The sequence below is a fragment of the Chimaeribacter coloradensis genome (genome assembly GCF_002858715.1).
Taxonomy (GTDB): domain Bacteria; phylum Pseudomonadota; class Gammaproteobacteria; order Enterobacterales; family Enterobacteriaceae; genus Chimaeribacter; species Chimaeribacter coloradensis.
This window is the reverse complement of the sequence record NZ_PJZH01000022.1, coordinates 31,506-48,039: the sequence shown is the minus strand read 5'-3', so window position 1 is coordinate 48,039 and position 16,534 is coordinate 31,506. Positions and strand designations below refer to the sequence as shown.

At 63.7% G+C, this 16,534-nt stretch carries 14 protein-coding genes; 7 read left to right on the top strand and 7 right to left on the bottom strand.

Features of this window, described 5'->3' with window-relative positions; translation table 11 throughout:
• Window positions 1-164 precede the first annotated feature (164 nt).
• Window positions 165-1,568: an aminotransferase-like domain-containing protein gene (locus tag CYR32_RS16615; protein WP_241523840.1), complete on the top strand. Its 1,404-nt coding sequence runs from the start codon at window positions 165-167 to the stop codon at window positions 1,566-1,568.
• A gap of 29 nt (window positions 1,569-1,597) precedes the next feature.
• On the opposite strand, the gene CYR32_RS16610 is transcribed toward CYR32_RS16615, so the two are convergent.
• Window positions 1,598-3,070: a mannitol dehydrogenase family protein gene (locus CYR32_RS16610; protein WP_101826265.1), complete on the bottom strand. Its 1,473-nt coding sequence runs from the start codon at window positions 3,068-3,070 to the stop codon at window positions 1,598-1,600.
• A gap of 372 nt (window positions 3,071-3,442) precedes the next feature.
• On the opposite strand from CYR32_RS16610, the gene uxuA reads away from it, so the two are divergent.
• On the top strand, window positions 3,443-4,639 hold the full coding sequence (uxuA, locus tag CYR32_RS16605) for a mannonate dehydratase (RefSeq protein ID WP_101826264.1): 1,197 nt from the start codon (window positions 3,443-3,445) through the stop codon (window positions 4,637-4,639).
• 67 nt (window positions 4,640-4,706) lie between these two features.
• Here uxuA and yeiP read toward each other — a convergent pair whose 3' ends face one another.
• Together yeiP and mtr are read right to left on the bottom strand one after the other, a co-directional pair.
• A complete protein-coding gene (gene yeiP / locus CYR32_RS16600) occupies window positions 4,707-5,282 on the bottom strand; it encodes an elongation factor P-like protein YeiP (RefSeq protein ID WP_101826263.1) in 576 nt (191 codons plus the stop codon).
• A 127-nt stretch (window positions 5,283-5,409) separates the two neighbouring features.
• Entirely contained in the window at window positions 5,410-6,645 is a 1,236-nt protein-coding gene (mtr, locus tag CYR32_RS16595) for a tryptophan permease (RefSeq protein WP_101826262.1), read from the bottom strand.
• A 265-nt stretch (window positions 6,646-6,910) separates the two neighbouring features.
• On the opposite strand from mtr, the gene CYR32_RS16590 reads away from it, so the two are divergent.
• Window positions 6,911-7,165 (top strand): YkgJ family cysteine cluster protein, encoded by a 255-nt coding sequence (locus CYR32_RS16590; RefSeq protein WP_101826281.1) that lies wholly within the window; start codon window positions 6,911-6,913, stop codon window positions 7,163-7,165.
• A 2-nt stretch (window positions 7,166-7,167) separates the two neighbouring features.
• Here CYR32_RS16590 and CYR32_RS16585 read toward each other — a convergent pair whose 3' ends face one another.
• Window positions 7,168-8,421, bottom strand: coding sequence for a sugar efflux transporter (locus CYR32_RS16585; RefSeq protein ID WP_101826261.1), 1,254 nt, complete (start codon window positions 8,419-8,421; stop codon window positions 7,168-7,170).
• A gap of 176 nt (window positions 8,422-8,597) precedes the next feature.
• Entirely contained in the window at window positions 8,598-9,023 is a 426-nt protein-coding gene (locus tag CYR32_RS16580; RefSeq protein ID WP_101826260.1) for a nucleotide triphosphate diphosphatase NUDT15, read from the bottom strand.
• Window positions 9,024-9,270: 247 nt separating this feature from the next.
• Between CYR32_RS16580 and fruB the strand changes: the two genes are divergently transcribed.
• Genes fruB through fruA form a run of 3 tightly spaced genes read left to right on the top strand, consistent with a single transcriptional unit; the run spans window position 9,271 to window position 13,072 of the window.
• Window positions 9,271-10,401 (top strand): fused PTS fructose transporter subunit IIA/HPr protein, encoded by a 1,131-nt coding sequence (fruB, locus tag CYR32_RS16575; protein WP_101826259.1) that lies wholly within the window; start codon window positions 9,271-9,273, stop codon window positions 10,399-10,401.
• Window positions 10,398-11,336, top strand: a complete 939-nt coding sequence (gene fruK, locus CYR32_RS16570) for a 1-phosphofructokinase (protein ID WP_101826258.1) — start codon at window positions 10,398-10,400, stop codon at window positions 11,334-11,336. The genes fruB and fruK overlap by 4 nt, the downstream gene beginning before the upstream one ends.
• Window positions 11,337-11,350: 14 nt before the next feature.
• Window positions 11,351-13,072: a PTS fructose transporter subunit IIBC gene (gene fruA / locus CYR32_RS16565; protein WP_101826257.1), complete on the top strand. Its 1,722-nt coding sequence runs from the start codon at window positions 11,351-11,353 to the stop codon at window positions 13,070-13,072.
• A gap of 66 nt (window positions 13,073-13,138) precedes the next feature.
• Here fruA and nfo read toward each other — a convergent pair whose 3' ends face one another.
• Both nfo and CYR32_RS16555 read right to left on the bottom strand, forming a co-directional pair.
• Window positions 13,139-14,002: a deoxyribonuclease IV gene (nfo, locus tag CYR32_RS16560; RefSeq protein ID WP_101826256.1), complete on the bottom strand. Its 864-nt coding sequence runs from the start codon at window positions 14,000-14,002 to the stop codon at window positions 13,139-13,141.
• Window positions 14,003-14,081: 79 nt separating this feature from the next.
• Window positions 14,082-15,149, bottom strand: a complete 1,068-nt coding sequence (locus tag CYR32_RS16555) for a YeiH family protein (RefSeq protein ID WP_101826280.1) — start codon at window positions 15,147-15,149, stop codon at window positions 14,082-14,084.
• Window positions 15,150-15,461: 312 nt separating this feature from the next.
• Between CYR32_RS16555 and yieE the strand changes: the two genes are divergently transcribed.
• Complete coding sequence (yieE, locus tag CYR32_RS16550; protein WP_101826255.1) at window positions 15,462-16,349, top strand: DNA-binding transcriptional regulator YeiE; 888 nt, start codon at window positions 15,462-15,464, stop codon at window positions 16,347-16,349.
• Window positions 16,350-16,534: the final 185 nt, after the last annotated feature.

The following is a 16,534-nucleotide window of genomic DNA, read 5'->3' as shown; positions in this document are numbered from 1 at the left end:
GTCTGCTGAAATAAGATAAAATTTCACCTAAAAGTTTCACGAATCAATGCCCTGGCTGAGGTCTGGAGCGGTAACATAAGGCATGATGGTGGAAAACGGCAGGTAAGGCGTGGTGATTTCCCGCCCGGCCTGGCTGGTGAAAACACCGGTACAGTAGCATCAGGATGAAAAAGAAAACTATGCTGAGCTTAATGCGTTTTCAGCTGGTTGACGGCGTCCCCAAGGTCAACCAGTTAGTCGACTTTATTGCCCGGACGGTGGAAGAGGGCAGGCTGGAGCCGGGCAGCCGGCTGCCCTCACTGCGTGAGTTTTGTGAACAGCTGTCGGTGAGCAAGTACACGGTGGTGGATGCGCTGGAGCGCCTGCGCGCGCGCGGCCTGGTGACCTCTGCCCCGGGGCGCGGCTACTTTATCAGCCGTGACAGCCTGCCGGGCGGCCCGGTTGCCCCGGCCATCCCCGCCACGGCGGATCTGCATACCCGGTTAAAGCGGGCGTTCGCCACCAACAGCACCTTGCTGCGGCCGGGCTGCGGCTTCTTCCCGGAAGCGTGGCTCGACACCGGGCTGTTCCGCAAGGCGCTGCGCCACACGCTGCGCACCCCGCGCCTGCGTTTTATGGAGTATGGGCACCCGCTGGGTTACCTGCCGCTGCGCCAGACCTTACAGCTGAAGCTGGCGGAGGCGGGGTTGCGGGTCCCGGCGGATAACATCACCCTGACCGGCAGCACCATGAACGCCATCGATCTGCTGTTGCGGGTGCAGTTGTCACCGGGGGATACCGTCCTGCTCGACGATCTCTGCTACTTTAATTTCACCGCCAACCTGCGCCAGCACCGCGCCAATGTGGTTTTTGTGCCGCGCGGCCACCAGGGGGTGACCCCGGCCGCCCTGGAAGCGCTGCTCATCGCCCACCGTCCCCGGGTCTTTATCACCTCGGGGCTGATGCATAACCCCACCGGCCACAGCTACTCGCTGGATGAGATGGTCGCGCTGATCACGCTGCTCAGCCGCTATGGCTGCCACCTGATTGAAGATGACCTCTACCACGACCTGATGGAGAACCCGCCGCCGCCGATGGCCGCGCTGGCCGGGCTGGCGAATGCCAGCTACATCTCCGGTTTCTCCAAGTTGCTGAGCGCCAATATGCGGGTGGGCTATATCGCCGCCAACCCGGCGCTGACGCAGGCCATCACCCAGCTGAAATCCCTGACCGGCAGCGTGACCTGTGAATTTACCGAACAGGCGCTCTGCCAGTTCTTCCGGGACGGCAGCTACTACCGCCACCAGCGGCGGCTGGTCAGCCGGCTGGCTGAGTCCTCTGCGCGGGTCGGCGGCTGGTTGCAGGCGGCGGGGTGCCGCTTTCCGGTGCGTTATACCGGGGGGCTGTTTTTATGGGCGGAATTGCCTGCGCACTGTGATGCCGAGGCGTTGGCAGAGCGGGCACTCACGGAAGGGATTGCACTGGCCCCGGGGACGCTGTTCGGCGGCGGGCGGCAGACGATGCGGTTTAACATCGCGCACAGTGACGATCAGCGGGTCAGCGAACGGGTATCGGCGCTGCTGGGATAACGGCCCGGCGGGTGCCGGGCCGCAGGGGATCAGCGGTTAACCCACTGTTGCACGGTGGCACGCGCACCGACGTCGCGCAGGCTCAGCCAGGCGCGGGTCACGGCCGAGACAAACGCCTGCTGCTGCGGCAGGTCTTCACCGAAGATCGCTTTCAGCCCCAGCAGCGCGGTGACGCGCCCCTCATCCTCCGGCGACGCCGCCACCGTCTGTTGCAGGATCGCCACCATCGGGTCTTTTACCTCAATCGGCTGGCCGGCGTCGTCGGTGCCGCTGACGTAGCGCATCCAGCCCGCGACGCCCAGCGCCAGCAAAGAAAAATCACTGCCGTTGGCCAGGTGCCAGCGCACCGAGTCCAGCATCCGCTGCGGCAGTTTCTGGCTGCCGTCCATCGCGATCTGCCAGGTGCGGTGCTTCAGCGCCGGGTTGCCGTAGCGGGCAATCAGCTGGTCGGCGTAGCCCGGCAGGTCAGTGTCGCGCACCCTCAGGGTCGGGGCCTGTTCATCCAGCATCAGACGGTGGGCGGCGGTGCGGTAGGCCGGGTCTTCCATGCACTCATTGATGTGCTGGTAACCGGCCAGGTAGCCGAGGTAAGCCAGGAACGAGTGGCTGCCGTTCAGCATCCGCAGTTTCATCTGCTCAAACGGCAGCACGTCTTCTACCAGTTGCGCCCCGGCGCGCTCCCAGGCCGGGCGGCCGGCGACGAAATTATCCTCAATCACCCACTGGAGGAACGGCTCACAGGCGATGGCGCAGGCATCCTGCACGCCGCCCAGCGCGTCGGCGATCTCCCCCAGCGTCTCCGGCGTGGCCGCCGGGACGATGCGGTCCACCATGGTGCTCGGGAAGCTGACATGCTCCGCGATCCAGTGCGCCAGCGCCGGGTCGCGCGCCTGCGCCAGCCCGATCAGGGAGTTTTTCACCACGTGGCCGTTGTCCGGGATGTTGTCACAGGAGAGCACGGTGAACGGCGGCAGGTTGCGCGCATGGCGCAGGCGCAGCGCCTCCACCAGAATCGCCGGGACGGAGGTCGGCGCGGTGGGGTTAGCGAGGTCATCAACAATCGCCGGGTGGCTGAGGTCGAGTTTGCCGCTGCCCGGCTCGATGCAGTACCCCTTCTCAGTGATGGTGAGCGTGACGATCGCCACCTGCGGCTCCGCCAGCTTTTCCAGCACCGCCGGGACGCCCTCAATCTTGCCGTGCACCGACTCATGCACCGCACCGATCACGATGGCCTGATTGCCGTCCGCCCCTTTCTCCAGCACCGTATAAAGATGATCCTGCTCACGCAGCCGGCGCATCATATCCGCCCCGCCGTGCAGGCTGATTTCACACAGCCCCCAGTCGCCGCCTTCCTGGTTCAGCAGCCGGTCAGTGACCAGCGCCTGGTGCGCCCGGTGAAACGCGCCGAAACCGATATGCACAATACGGCTCTGCAACCGGCGGCGATCGTAGGCCGGTTGCTGGACGCGTTCCGGAAGAGAGGCGGTGGCAATAGTTTTCATGCATGCTCCTGACAGAGAATTCCGGCCGCGGCCGGGAAGGCGGACAGGCTGCCGGAGGGGCCGGCAACCGGGAAAAAGTGGTCAGACCAATTTTAGCAGGCGGGCTGGCCCCGGCAACGCGCTGTGCCGCCGGGCAACCCTGGCCTCCCGGCAGTCTACTGCCGCAGCGGGTAAATTCAAACCAGCCTGAGGCAGATTAACTGAGATTCGTGAGGTGCATCAACCCATTGCCTTATCGCTTTTGACAGCGTCTGCGGCATGTGTATGGTAGTAAGGTAAGTGATAACTTAGCGATCTGGTATGACAGCTTTGTGTTAACGGCTCCCTCCTGCACAGCGCTGCCCGCTGCCCTCTTAACCAAAAGGATAAAGCATGGAACAAACATGGCGTTGGTACGGGCCGGCCGATCCGGTCTCACTGGACGATCTGCGTCAGGCCGGGGCGACGGGGGTGGTCACCGCGCTGCACCATATCGCCAACGGTGAAGTCTGGCCGGTAGAGGAGATCCGGGCGCGTCAGGCGATCATTGAGGCGAAGGGGCTGGTGTGGTCGGTGGTGGAGAGCATCCCGGTGCATGAGGAGATCAAAACCCGCAGCGGCGATGTAGAGCGCCATATCGCCAATTACCAGCAGTCACTGCGCAACCTGGCGGCCTGCGGCATCCGCACCGTCTGTTATAACTTCATGCCGGTGCTGGACTGGACGCGTACCGATCTCGCCTTTGAACTGCCAACCGGGGCCAAAGCGCTGCGTTTTGACCAGGACGCCTTCGCCGCCTTTGAATTGCACATCCTGAAGCGGCCGGGGGCGGAGCAGGATTATGACGCAGAGGCGCGCGCCCGGGCCGACGCCTATTTCCAGAGCATGAGCGAGGCGGATGTGGCGCAGCTCACGGCAAATATCATCGCCGGTCTGCCGGGGGCGGAAGAGGGCTATACGCTGGATCAGTTCCGCGCCCGGCTGGCGACCTATGAAGGCATCGACAAGGCCGCGCTGCGGGAAAACATGGCGGCCTTTTTGCGCGCCATCGTGCCGGTGGCGGAGGAGGCCGGCATTAATCTGGCGGTGCACCCGGACGATCCGCCGCGCCCGATCCTCGGCCTGCCGCGCATCATCTCCACGCAGGAGGATATGCAGTGGCTGAAAGAGGCGGTGGACAGCCCGAACAACGGCTTTACCTTCTGCACCGGCTCCTATGGCGTGCGTGCGGACAACGATCTGGTCAGCATGATCGACACCTACGCTGACCGCATCCACTTTATCCACCTGCGTGCCACCTGCCGCGAGGCGAACCCGGAGTCGTTTCACGAGGGCGAGCACCTGCACGGTGACGTCGATATGGTGGCGGTGATCCAGGCGTTGCTGCGGGAAGAGCAGCGCCGCCACCGCGCTGGGAAGCCCTCCGCGATCCCGATGCGCCCCGACCACGGGCACCAGATGCTGGATGACCTGCACAAAAAAACCAACCCCGGCTACTCGGCAATCGGGCGGCTGAAAGGGCTGGCGGAATTGCGCGGGGTTGAGCTGGCGCTGAAGTGCACCCAGTTTACCGACCTGCCGCGGCGCTGAGGCAGTGGTGACAGGCAGGCTGCGGCCATAAAAAAAGGCGCTCATTGAGCGCCTTTTTCGTGCGGGCTTATTTGTCCGCGCGGCCCATATAGCGGCGTTCCGCGATATGAATGGTGATCTTCTCACCATTGCTGAGGTATTCCGGTACGGCGATCACCAGGCCGGTGGTCATGGTGGCCGGTTTGTTGCGCGCGCTGGCTGACGCCCCTTTGATGCCCGGTGCCGTCTCCACAATCTCCAGATCCACCGTCTGCGGCAGCTCCAGCGCCAGGATCTGGCCGTCCAGCGTCAGCACCTGCATCCCCGGCATCCCGCCTTCCGGGATGAACAGCAGCTCATCTTCAATCTGCTCTTTCTTGAAGATGTACGGGGTGTAGTCCTCATCATCCATGAAGACGTACTCGTCGCCGTCCACGTAGGAGAAATTCACGCTGCGGCGCGTCAGGGTCACGGTGTCGAGGATGTCGTCGCCTTTGAAGCGCTCTTCCACCTTCAGGCCGGTACGCACATCGGAGAAGCGCATTTTGTACAGGGTGCTGGCGCCACGGGCGCTGGGGCTTTGCACATCAATGTCTTTCACCAGCAGCAGTTTGCCGTTGTAGTTGATTACAAAGCCGCGTTTGATTTCGTTCGCTCTTGCCATAAAAAGTGACCTGTCTGGGAGGATTATCAAGAAGTGGCGACAAGGTACCCGCGCCGTGCGCTTCAGGCAAGCGGGCGGCGCAAAAAGAGTGAGGCGGTACGCGTCAACCCCCCGTACCGCCTGCCTGTCAGCGGTAAACCGGCAGCAGATCGGCCAGGGACAACAGGTGCGCTGCGGCGTTGATCACGCCAAATGCCAGCACAAACCCCAGTACCGCCGGGCCGCCCGGCACGCGGAACCCGCCGCGGTGGCGGCGGCGGCTGGCGCGCGCCAAGAGCGCAGGCACAATCACCGCCCAGACCGTGGCCGCCAGCCCGGCGAAGCCGATGGCGTAGAGGAAGCCGTCCGGGAACAGCAGCGCGGCCAGCGCCGGCGGCGCAAAGGTCAGCAGCGCGCTGCGGGCGCGGCCGCCGCGATCATTGCTGAGGCGGAACACATCGGCCAGGTAGTCAAACAGCCCCAGTGCCACCCCGAGGAAGGAGCTGGCCAGCGCCATGTAGGAGAAGGCGTTCAGCAGGGTAGTCATCAGCGGGCTGGCGCTGACGCTGCCCATCTGCTTGAGCAAACTGCCGATGTTGCCGCCCTCGGCGATCACCGTGCGGAAGGCGTCACGGCTGATATTGCCCTGAATCACATACTGCCACAGCAGGTAAATCGCCAGCGCAATCAGCGTGCCGCCCACCAGGCTGCGCACCACCGGTTTCGGCTGGTGGTGGTAGTAGGTCACCAGCCCCGGCACATTGCCGTGGTAACCAAACGACGCCAGCAGGTAGGGCAGGGCCGCCAGCGCATAGGGCGCGTAGTCACTGCCCGGCTGGGCGCTGTTGAACAGCAGCGCCGGCTGCACCTGGGTAAACAGGTTACCGATGGAGAGGGCAAAGCTTATCACCATCCCGCCGATCAATACCGTGCTCAGGCGATCCACCGCCCGCGTTGAGAGCCAGACCACCAGCGCGACCGCCAGCGCAAACAGCAGCCCGGCGCTCTTCTGCCCCAGCGCGCCACCCAGCGTATGGGCGATAATCGACCCCCCGGCGGAGATATAGGCGTAGTTGAGGATGTAGAGCACAAACGCGATCGACAGGCCGTTAATCAGGCTCCAGCGCCGCCCCAGCAGGTCACGCACCATGGTGTGGAAGCTCGCCCCGGCCGGGTAGTTCAGCGCCACTTCCAGGATCAGCAGACCAGAGAGCAGCATGCAGAGCCAGGTATAGGCCAGCAGCAGCACCGAGCCACTGAACCAGACGCCGGAGGTCACCACCGGAATAGAAAACATCCCGGCCCCTACGGCGGTACCGGCAATGATCATCGCGCCGCCAAAGGCAGACGGGCGGGTGGCGGGCAGGGCAAACTCAGACGACATAACAACTCCGGCAGTGATTCTTTGTACTAGCGCAATAGTACAAGGGCGGCGAAAAGAAGTAAACCGGGGTTTATGCCGGGGCAGGGCGCAGAAGTGGAAGGTTATCCTGACAGGGGGTCAAACCGGGTGATATTTCGCCAGGTCTGGCGTGGGCAGCACCGGGGGGCGCGGTAAGGCCATACCGCAGTCCGGGCAAAACAGCACTGGAGAAGGCGCGCGCAGCCTGTTATTGTCGCGCCTCGTGACCTTGCCCTGTGAGATGATGATGGAATGCCGTACCGATTGCGGGGCCTGCTGTATCGCACCCTCGATTTCTTCCCCGATCCCGGGAATGCCTGACGGCAAACCGGCCAACACCCGCTGTGTGCAGCTTGATGAGCAGATGCGCTGCCGTTTGTTCCACTCCCCGCTGCGGCCTAAAGTGTGCGGCGGGCTGCAACCCAGCCGCGACATGTGCCACAGCCACCGGGACGACGCGCTGATCTTCCTCGCGCGGCTGGAAGCGGCCACCGCGCCCTGAGCTTACGGCAGCGGCAAACCGCCGTTGTCCGCCTTATCCAGTGGTTGCAGCTCCGCCAGCGGGGCGTCCGCCGCAGGCCGCACATCGCGGATGCGCCAGACGCAATACACCGCGCCAATCACCATCGCCACCGCGCTGTAGAACACCGCATGGTAACTCCACATCTCGGCCACCACACCGGCGCACGACCCGGCAATAATCCAGCCGACGCGCGTGGAGTTGGTAAACAACGTGGTGGCTGCCCCCGCCTGTTTCGGCATCAGATCCTGGAAATAGAGCATCCCGATCCCGGCCAGAATGCCGATAAACACCGCGTTCAGCAGTTGCAGGGCCAACAGCGCCACCGTGCCGGTGGTAAACAGCAGGCAGAGGTAGAACAGCACCCCGGCCGCTGCCGCAATGCGCATCAAAAAGCGCTTGCCGAAGCGCCGGGCGTAATAGCCCGCCACCAGCATGATCGGGATCTCAAGCCCGGCTGCCGTGCCCATCATCACCCCGACCAGCTTCTCCGGAAGCGCCAGCTCATGCACCATATAAAGCGGCATAGTAATCAGGTACATGCCGTTGGCCGTCCACATCAGGGTGCAGGCGGCAAACAGCAGCAGCGTATCGCGGCGGTTGCGCTGCGGGGCCTGGAGCGTGTCGGTGGTTTTCAGTTCCGCTTTCGGCATTGACGGCAGGAAGGTGCGCACCAGCAGCCCGCACAGCACAAAGGCCAGCCCCGCCGCCATATACATAAAGGTAAAGCCGAAGCCGAGCGCCAGCGCGAAGGCCAGCGGCGGGCCGACCACCCACGCCAGTGACACCTGCGCCCGCAGGATCGAGGTAAACATCACCGCCTCGCGCCCGGTCTTCTCCGAGTGCTCCCGTGCCAGGGCAAACATCTGCGGGTTGGCGGTAGAGCCGAAACTCGACAGCAGTACACCAACGAACAGCAAAATCAGGTAGTTGCGGTTATAGGCGAACAGCACACAGGCCAGTGCGCCGAGCAGGCAGCAGACAAAAATCAGGTTGCGGCGGTCGCCGCGTTTGTCAGAGCGGCCGGCCAGCATCTGGCTCACCAGAATACCGATCACCGCGCTGCCGGTGTAAAATAGCCCGACCATAAATGGCCGCGCCTGCACCTCTGTGGAAAGAAACAGGCTGAGGGTCGGGGTTTGCAGCGCCCCGGCGATGCCGGTCAAAAACGCCACGAGCAAAAAGGCCGCAGGCGTGAAATCGGGCAGGCGGCGGGCAGTAGCTATGGGAGCAGACATAAATATTCGCAACAAAACAGGAAGAGAGGACGCGGCGCATATTACGCCCGTTTAAAAAAAACAAAAAGACGTTTCAGTTGCTGAAAAGGTAAACAGATTTTTCTCTGACGCCGCGGCAAGATGAAAGCGGATTCTGCGCCCGGCCCATGTACTGCGGCGGCCGGGCACTGCCGGGTTTACCCCTGCGGCGGCAAACAGAACTGCCCGCTCTGCCACAGCGTAATCGCAGTGCGGCTCGCCTCAAAGTGCGGCTGCGGCAGGGCGTCCGGCTTGCACCAGCGCCACTCGGCACACTTCTCCGGCTCCCTGCGTTCCGCCTCGCCGCCCGGGTGGGCCGCCAGCAAACAGACTGACACCGTATGTTTGCCCTCCTGTTGCCAGGTCTCCAGGTTATTGCTGAGGCCGATCACCTGTGGCGCGGCCAGCTGCAGCCCGGTCTCCTCCGCCACTTCGCGGATCGCTGCCTGCTCAAAACTTTCCCCCGGCTCCATGTGGCCGCCGGGGATCGACCAGTAGGGCGCATGGCTGCCGCTGCGCTTCCCAAACAGCACCTCACCCGAGGCGTTAACAATAATGACCCCTACACCCATCACTACCGGCATTGTTCCTCCTGTCAGCTATTTTCAGCAAAATGGCCTTGCACCCTGTATATGCTTCAGCCGCTATCAGCAAAATGTGCGTGAAGTCAAAAAACTGTGACAACAACCACAAGAAAACTTGCATAAAAGTCAGCCCGGTCAGAGACTCATTGAAACGTTTCAGCGTCGGCCAGCTTCTCTGCTGTTTCACCGGCGCCGCCTTTTTCTCATGAGAGCTGAAACGATTCAATTTCAGCAAGCGAGGAGAATTATGTTCCAGTTGTCACAGCAAGACATCCACCTCGGTGCCGCCGCCGCCACCAAGCAGGAGGCCATCCAGCAGGTGGCAGCCGCCCTGACTGCGGCCGGCAATGTCGGTGCCGGTTATGTGGACGGCATGCTGCAGCGCGAGTTGCAGACCTCCACCTACCTCGGCAACGGCATTGCCATTCCCCATGGTACCACTGACACGCGCGATCTGGTGCTCAAGACCGGCGTGCAGGTGTTCCAGTTCCCGCAGGGCATCGCCTGGGGCGACGGCCAGACCGCCTATGTGGTGATCGGCATCGCCGCCCGTTCTGACGAGCACCTGGCGCTGCTGCGCCAGCTGACGCATGTGCTGTCTGATGACAGCGTCGCCGCGGAAATGGCGAAAACGGATTCCAAAGAGACCCTGCGCGCGCTGCTGATGGGCGAAAAACAGTCCGCAGAGCTGCTGTTTGACACCTCGCTGATGGCGCTGGATGTGGCCGCTGACAACCTGATCACGCTCCAGGCGCTGAATGCCGGCCGCCTGCAGCAGGCGGGCGCGGTGGACAGCCGCTTCGTCAGCGATGCCGTCAGCCGCGCACCGCTGAGCCTCGGCCAGGGCATCTGGCTGGCAGACAGCCTTGAGGGCAACCTGCGCAGCGCCGTGGCGGTCAGCCGCCCGGCCAGCGCCTTTGAGCAGGATGGCGAGAAAGTCGCCCTGCTGGTGACCGCCGCCGTGGCCGATGAACAGCCGCTGGCGGTGCTGAACTACCTCAGCGACCTGCTGCTGGCGGAAAAAGCTGAACGCCTGCTGAAGGCGGACGCCCCGACGCTGCTGGCGCTGCTGACCAGCGTGGTGCCGGAAGAGAGCCAGGTGCTGAGCGCCGAATATGTGGTGCGCAACGAGCACGGCCTGCACGCCCGCCCGGGCACCATGCTGGTCAACACCATCAAACAGTTCACCAGTGACATCACCGTGACCAACCTCGACGGCAGCGGGAAACCGGCCAACGGCCGCAGCCTGATGAAAGTGGTGGCGCTGGGCGTGAAAAAAGGGCACCGCCTGCGCTTCACCGCCAGCGGGGAGGACGCCGAACAGGCGCTGCAAGCCATCGGCACCGCGATTGCCGAAGGGCTGGGGGAGGGCGTATGAGCCGCAGAGTCGCCACCATTACGTTAAACCCGGCCTACGATCTGGTCGGCTTCTGCCCGGAGATTGAGCGCGGCGAAGTCAACCTGGTGCAGACCACCGGGCTGCACGCCGCCGGGAAAGGCATTAACGTCGCCAAAGTGCTGAAAGATCTGGGCATTGACGTCACCGTCGGCGGTTTCCTGGGCAAAGAGAACCAGGACGGTTTCCAGCAGCTGTTCAGCGAGCTGGGCATCGCCAACCGTTTCCAGGTGGTCAATGGCCGCACCCGCATCAACGTCAAGCTCACGGAAAACGGCGGGGAGGTCACTGACCTGAACTTCTCCGGCTTTAACGTCACCCCGCAGGACTGGGAACGCTTCGTCACCGACTCCCTGAGCTGGCTCGGCCAGTTCGACATGGTGGCGGTGAGCGGCAGCCTGCCGGCGGGCGTCGACCCGGACGCCTTTACCGACTGGATGACCCGCCTGCGCAGCCAGTGCCCGTGCATCATTTTCGACAGCAGCCGTGAGGCGCTGGTGGCCGGGCTGAAAGCCTCGCCGTGGCTGGTGAAACCCAACCGCCGCGAGCTGGAGATCTGGGCCGGTAAAAAACTGCCGACGCTGGAGGCGGTGGTGGAAGCCGCCCACGGCCTGCGCGATCAGGGCATCGCCCATGTGGTGATCTCCCTGGGCGAAGAGGGCGCGCTGTGGGTCAACGCCTCCGGTGCCTGGCTGGCCCGCCCGCCCGCCTGTGAGGTAGTCAGCACCGTGGGTGCCGGTGACTCGATGGTCGGCGGCCTGATCTACGGCCTGCTGATGCGCGAATCCAGCGAACATACTCTGCGCCTCGCGACAGCGGTGGCCGCCCTGGCGGTAAGCCAGAGCAACGTCGGCGTCACCGATCGCACCCAACTGGCGGCGATGATGGCCCGAGTTGATTTGAAACCTTTTAATTAACAGCAGGAGGCACAATGAAAACGCTGCTGATGACCGACCCGTCGCTGGGAGTGGCACGAGGCTATCTGGCGAAACGTATGCTGGCTGCCGCGGCCCAAAAGGCCGGGGTGACGCTCACTGATAACGTCGCCGAGGCGGAACTGGTGGCCGTGGCCGGTGAACAGGCCCCGGCTGACGCCGCCCTGACCGGCAAAAAACTCTTTGTGGGCGCGCTGCAGCAGGCCGTCCGCGAGCCGCAGGCTTTCCTGCAACGCGCCCGGCAGGAGGCCACCGCTTACCAGGCCCCGCAACCTGCCGCGACGGTGACCAACGCGCCAACTGCGGCCGCGGCAACCGGCCCGAAACGCATTGTGGCGGTGACTGCCTGCCCGACCGGCGTGGCGCACACCTTTATGGCCGCCGAAGCGATTGAGGCAGAAGCCAAAAAACGCGGCTGGTGGGTGAAAGTGGAAACCCGCGGCTCCGTGGGTGCCGGTAACCCGATCACCCCGGAAGAGGTGGCGCAGGCCGATCTGGTGGTGGTGGCGGCAGACATTGAAGTGGATCTGGAGAAGTTTGCCGGTAAGCCGATGTACCGCACCTCAACCGGCCTGGCGCTGAAAAAAACCAAGCAGGAGCTGGACAAAGCCGTGGCGGAAGCAGAGGTCTACCAACCGGCCAAAGCGGGCGCGACAACGGCGAAAAGCAGCAAAAAACAGGAAGGCGGCAGCGGGCCGTACCGTCACCTGCTGACCGGCGTCTCCTACATGCTGCCGATGGTGGTGGCGGGTGGCCTGTGTATCGCGCTCTCCTTTATCTTCGGCATCAAAGCGTTTGAGGAAAAAGGCACGCTGGCCGCGGCACTGATGCAGATCGGCGGCGGCTCCGCCTTCGCCCTGATGGTGCCGGTGCTGGCGGGCTATATCGCCTTCTCCATCGCTGACCGTCCCGGCCTGACGCCGGGCCTGATCGGCGGCATGCTGGCCGTGAGCACCGGGGCCGGGTTTATCGGCGGCATCATTGCCGGTTTCCTCGCCGGGTATGTGGCGCGTGCCATCAGCGGCAACCTGCGTCTGCCGTCCAGTATGGAGGCGCTGAAGCCGATCCTGATTATCCCGCTGGTGGCGAGCCTGATCACCGGTCTGGTGATGATCTACATCGTCGGCACGCCGGTGGCAGGCATCATGAAATGGCTGACCGACTGGCTGCAATCGCTGGGGACCGCCAACGCGGTGCTGCTGGGCGCGATCCTGGGGGCGATGATGTGTACCGACATGGGCGGCCCGGTGAACAAAGCGGCCTACGCCTTCGGCGTGGCGCTGCTCAGCTCCTCCGTGTATGCGCCGATGGCGGCCATCATGGCGGCCGGGATGGTCCCGCCGCTGGCGATGGGCGTGGCGACCCTGCTGGCGCGCCGCAAGTTTGCGCAGAGCGAGCAGGAAGGCGGCAAAGCGGCGCTGGTGCTGGGGCTGTGCTTTATCTCTGAAGGGGCAATTCCGTTTGCCGCCCGTGACCCGATGCGCGTGCTGCCGTGCTGCATCGTCGGCGGCGCGCTGACCGGTGCGCTCTCCATGGCCTTCGGGGCCAAGCTGATGGCACCGCACGGCGGGCTGTTCGTGCTGCTGATCCCAGGTGCCATCCAGCCGGTGCTGCTCTACCTGGTGGCGATCATTGCCGGTACGGCGCTGGCGGGCATCTCTTATGCCATCGTGAAACGCAGCGATGCAGAAGAAGCGGAGAAAATCGAGGCGCAGTAAGGCCCGGTTCCCGACCAGAAAAAAGGCGCTCAGTGAGCGCCTTTTTTTATGCTTTTTATCAGGGTATTACGCCACCGGGCTGTCAACGTCGCGCTGTTGCGACTTCAGCCAGGCGATCTCTTCCGCCCAGATGCTGCTGTCGATGGTCTCGAGGATCAGCGGCATGTTATCGAACCGCGGGTCGTCCATGATGTAGCTGAACGGCGTGTGGCCGATGTTGCCCATGCCCAGGCTGTGGTGGCGGTCAACCCGGCTGGCAAAGGCGCTTTTGGCGTCGTTCAGGTGCATGCCGCGCAGGTACTCAAACCCGACGATCCGGTCAAACTCGGCAAAAGTGCGGTCGCACTCCTCGCGGGTGCGCAGGTCATACCCGGCGGCGAAGGCGTGGCAGGTATCGATGCAGACGCCGACGCGGCTTTTGTCTTCCACGCCGTCGATGATCGCTGCCAGGTGCTCAAAGCGGAAGCCGAGGTTGCTGCCCTGACCGGCGGTGTTCTCAATCACTGCGGTGACGCCGGTGGTCTGGTCCAGGGCGATATTCACCGACTCGGCGATCCGCGCCAGGCAGGCGTCCTCGTCGATCTGCTTTAAATGGCTGCCGGGGTGGAAATTCAGCAGCGTCAGCCCCAGCTGCTCACAGCGGCGCAGCTCGTCGATAAAGGCCATGCGGGATTTCTCCAGCGGCTCCGCGTCCGGGTGGCCGAGGTTAATCAAAAAGCTGTCATGCGGCAGAATCTGTTGGCTGCTGTAGCCGTAACGCGCACAGTCGAGCCGGAATTTATCAATCGCCGCGCTGCTGAGCGGGGCGGCACGCCACTGGCGCTGGTTTTTGGTGAACAGGGCGAAGGCGGTGGCACCCAGGGCGTGGGCGCGCTCCGGCGTCTGGTCAACCCCGCCCGACGCGCTGACGTGGGCTCCGACAAATTTCATCTCTTTCTCCTTTGGTTCTGCCTGTCAGCGCACAGTGTAATGGTTTTGTTACCACAAACGCAGTGTTTGATCGCGCCCGTTACCCCAGCAGCGCGTTGACCAGCAGGTTAATCCCCGCGCCCCCGGCCATCAGCCAGAGGAACAGCAGCCCCCCCAGCAGCAGCGGGCGCACCCCGGCCTGCTTCAGGGCGCTGAAGCGGGTGGTCAGGCCCAGCGCGGCCATCGCCATCGCCAGCAGCAGGTTATCCAGTGCCAGCAGCGCCTGCACCGCGTGCGGCGGCAGCAGGTGCAGGGAGTTCACCATCGTCGCGCCGATAAACGCCAGCGCGAACCACGGCACGGTGACCGGCACCCGCGCGCCGCCCGCTACCGGGGCCTGCCGCGCCAGCCAGCCCGAGAGCAGCAGCAGGAACGGGGCCAGCATCATGACCCGCATCATCTTGGCGATCACCGCGGCATTCTCCGCCTCCGGCCCAATGGCGTGCCCGACTGCCACTACCTGCGCCACCTCATGCACCGTGGAGCCGGTATAGATGCCGAAGGCCTGCGCGCTGACCGGCACGCCCTGCGCCTGTAGCCAGTGGCAGAGCCACGGGTAAACAAAAATCGCCAGCGTGCCGTAGAGCACCACCGTCGCCACGGCAATCGCTGACTTACCGGCATCGGCGCGGGTCACCGGGCCGGTGGCCATCACCGCCGCCGCGCCGCAGATGCTGCTGCCTGCGCCAATCAGCCAGGTGGTGTCGCGATCGAGCTTAAATACCCGGCGGCCGAGCCAGCAGGCCAATAAAAAAGTTGAGCTGAGTGTCAAAAAATCGATAAGCCAGCCAGTGGTTCCCACTGACGCGACCTGCTGGAACGTGAGGCGAAAGCCATACAGGATGATGCCGAGCCGCAGCAGCCGCTGTTTGGCGAATGTCACGCCGGGCGCGGCGGCAGCTTCCAGCCGCGGGTAGAAGGTGTTGCCTGCCACGATCCCGGCCAGAATCGCCAGTGTCAGCGCGCCCAGCCCCAGCGCGGCGACGCCGCTTATCTCACTGAGTTGCAGCGCCAGCCAGGTCAGCAGGCCGGTCAGCAGCAGCCCCGGCAGCAGGGCGGCAAGGCGCACGCCGGGGCGGGGGGTAGTCAATAAAGAGAGCGTATTCATCAGCATGTCTCCAGGTGTGGACATGCAGCTTACGGCGCAGGAGCTTAAAAGAGAAATTGATTATATCGTTATAACCAACCGTAAAAAGTGGTATAAACATTAGCACAACGAATCAGTAATCCGGCAGACGCCCGCGGTGTGCCGCGGCTGCCTCACGAAATGCGGCAAACGTGATACCCTTAATTGTGAGGCACTTGTGCTGCGCACTGCCCTGACGCCGCGCTCCGGTACGGGAAACCCGCTTCCGGTCACCGGCTCCGGCACCGTTTCCGGCCTGCCTCCGGCAACCGGCACCCACACACAGAGATCGCTATGCATATCACACTCCGACAACTTGAAGTCTTTGCTGAAGTGCTGAAGAGCGGTTCGACCACCCAGGCCTCGGTGGTGCTCTCCCTGTCACAATCGGCCGTCAGCGCCGCGCTGGCCGATCTGGAGAACCAGCTCGGCGTGCAGCTGTTTGACCGGGTCGGCAAACGGCTGGTGATCAACGAGCACGGGCGGCTGCTCTACCCGCGGGCGCTGGCGCTGCTGGAGCAGGCCGGGGAGATTGAGCGGCTGTTCAACCATGACAACGGCTCCCTGCGCATCGCGGCCAGCAGCACCATCGGCAACTATATGCTGCCGGGGATGATTGCCGAGTACCGCGCGGACTACCCCAACACGCCGCTGGAGCTGAATGTCGGCAACAGCCAGGATGTGATCACCGCCGTGGCTGAATTCCGCGTGGATCTCGGGTTGATTGAGGGGCCGTGCCATATGCCGGAGCTGATCACCCAGCCGTGGTTGCAGGATGAGCTGGTGGTGTTTGCCGCGCCGCAGCGGGTCAAAGCCGGGGAGCCGCTGGCCGAACGGCCGGTGACGCCGGAGATCCTGGCGGAGGCACCGTGGATTTTGCGCGAGCGCGGCTCCGGCACCCGCGAGGTGCTGGACCACCTGTTGCTGGCGCGGCTGCCGGCGTTCAACCTGGTGATGGAGCTGGGCAATTCCGAGGCGATCAAGCACGCGGTGCGGCACAACATCGGCATCAGCTGTTTGTCGCGCCGGGTGGTGGCGGAGCAGCTCACCGCCGGGACGCTGGCGGAGATCCCGCTGCCGGGCGAGCCGCTGATGCGCACCTTGTACCTGATTCACCACCGGCAAAAACATATCTCCAGCGCCCTCCAGCGCTTCCTCGATTACTGCAAACTCCGCCAGTAGCGGCGCTAATCTGCTGTTTTTATCAGCGATCTGGTCGGCCTTGCAGCAGCGGTTACCGGGCTGTTACTTATAATCCGCGGCCGATCATGAAGCTCTCTTATAACCGCCCGATCCTGCTATACCTTAGGGGCGGGTTTGTTACAATCCGCCCTCGAATTTCCCCGGGACGAACGAAAATAGGGTAA

Coding starts and splice junctions, on each gene's coding strand:
- CYR32_RS16615 (WP_241523840.1), top strand. CDS start 165: ATGAAAAAGAAAACTATGCTGAGCTTAATGCGTTTTCAGCTGGTTGAC.
- CYR32_RS16610 (WP_101826265.1), bottom strand. CDS start 3,070: ATGAAAACTATTGCCACCGCCTCTCTTCCGGAACGCGTCCAGCAACCG.
- uxuA (WP_101826264.1), top strand. CDS start 3,443: ATGGAACAAACATGGCGTTGGTACGGGCCGGCCGATCCGGTCTCACTG.
- yeiP (WP_101826263.1), bottom strand. CDS start 5,282: ATGGCAAGAGCGAACGAAATCAAACGCGGCTTTGTAATCAACTACAAC.
- mtr (WP_101826262.1), bottom strand. CDS start 6,645: ATGTCGTCTGAGTTTGCCCTGCCCGCCACCCGCCCGTCTGCCTTTGGC.
- CYR32_RS16590 (WP_101826281.1), top strand. CDS start 6,911: ATGGAATGCCGTACCGATTGCGGGGCCTGCTGTATCGCACCCTCGATT.
- CYR32_RS16585 (WP_101826261.1), bottom strand. CDS start 8,421: ATGTCTGCTCCCATAGCTACTGCCCGCCGCCTGCCCGATTTCACGCCT.
- CYR32_RS16580 (WP_101826260.1), bottom strand. CDS start 9,023: ATGCCGGTAGTGATGGGTGTAGGGGTCATTATTGTTAACGCCTCGGGT.
- fruB (WP_101826259.1), top strand. CDS start 9,271: ATGTTCCAGTTGTCACAGCAAGACATCCACCTCGGTGCCGCCGCCGCC.
- fruK (WP_101826258.1), top strand. CDS start 10,398: ATGAGCCGCAGAGTCGCCACCATTACGTTAAACCCGGCCTACGATCTG.
- fruA (WP_101826257.1), top strand. CDS start 11,351: ATGAAAACGCTGCTGATGACCGACCCGTCGCTGGGAGTGGCACGAGGC.
- nfo (WP_101826256.1), bottom strand. CDS start 14,002: ATGAAATTTGTCGGAGCCCACGTCAGCGCGTCGGGCGGGGTTGACCAG.
- CYR32_RS16555 (WP_101826280.1), bottom strand. CDS start 15,149: ATGAATACGCTCTCTTTATTGACTACCCCCCGCCCCGGCGTGCGCCTT.
- yieE (WP_101826255.1), top strand. CDS start 15,462: ATGCATATCACACTCCGACAACTTGAAGTCTTTGCTGAAGTGCTGAAG.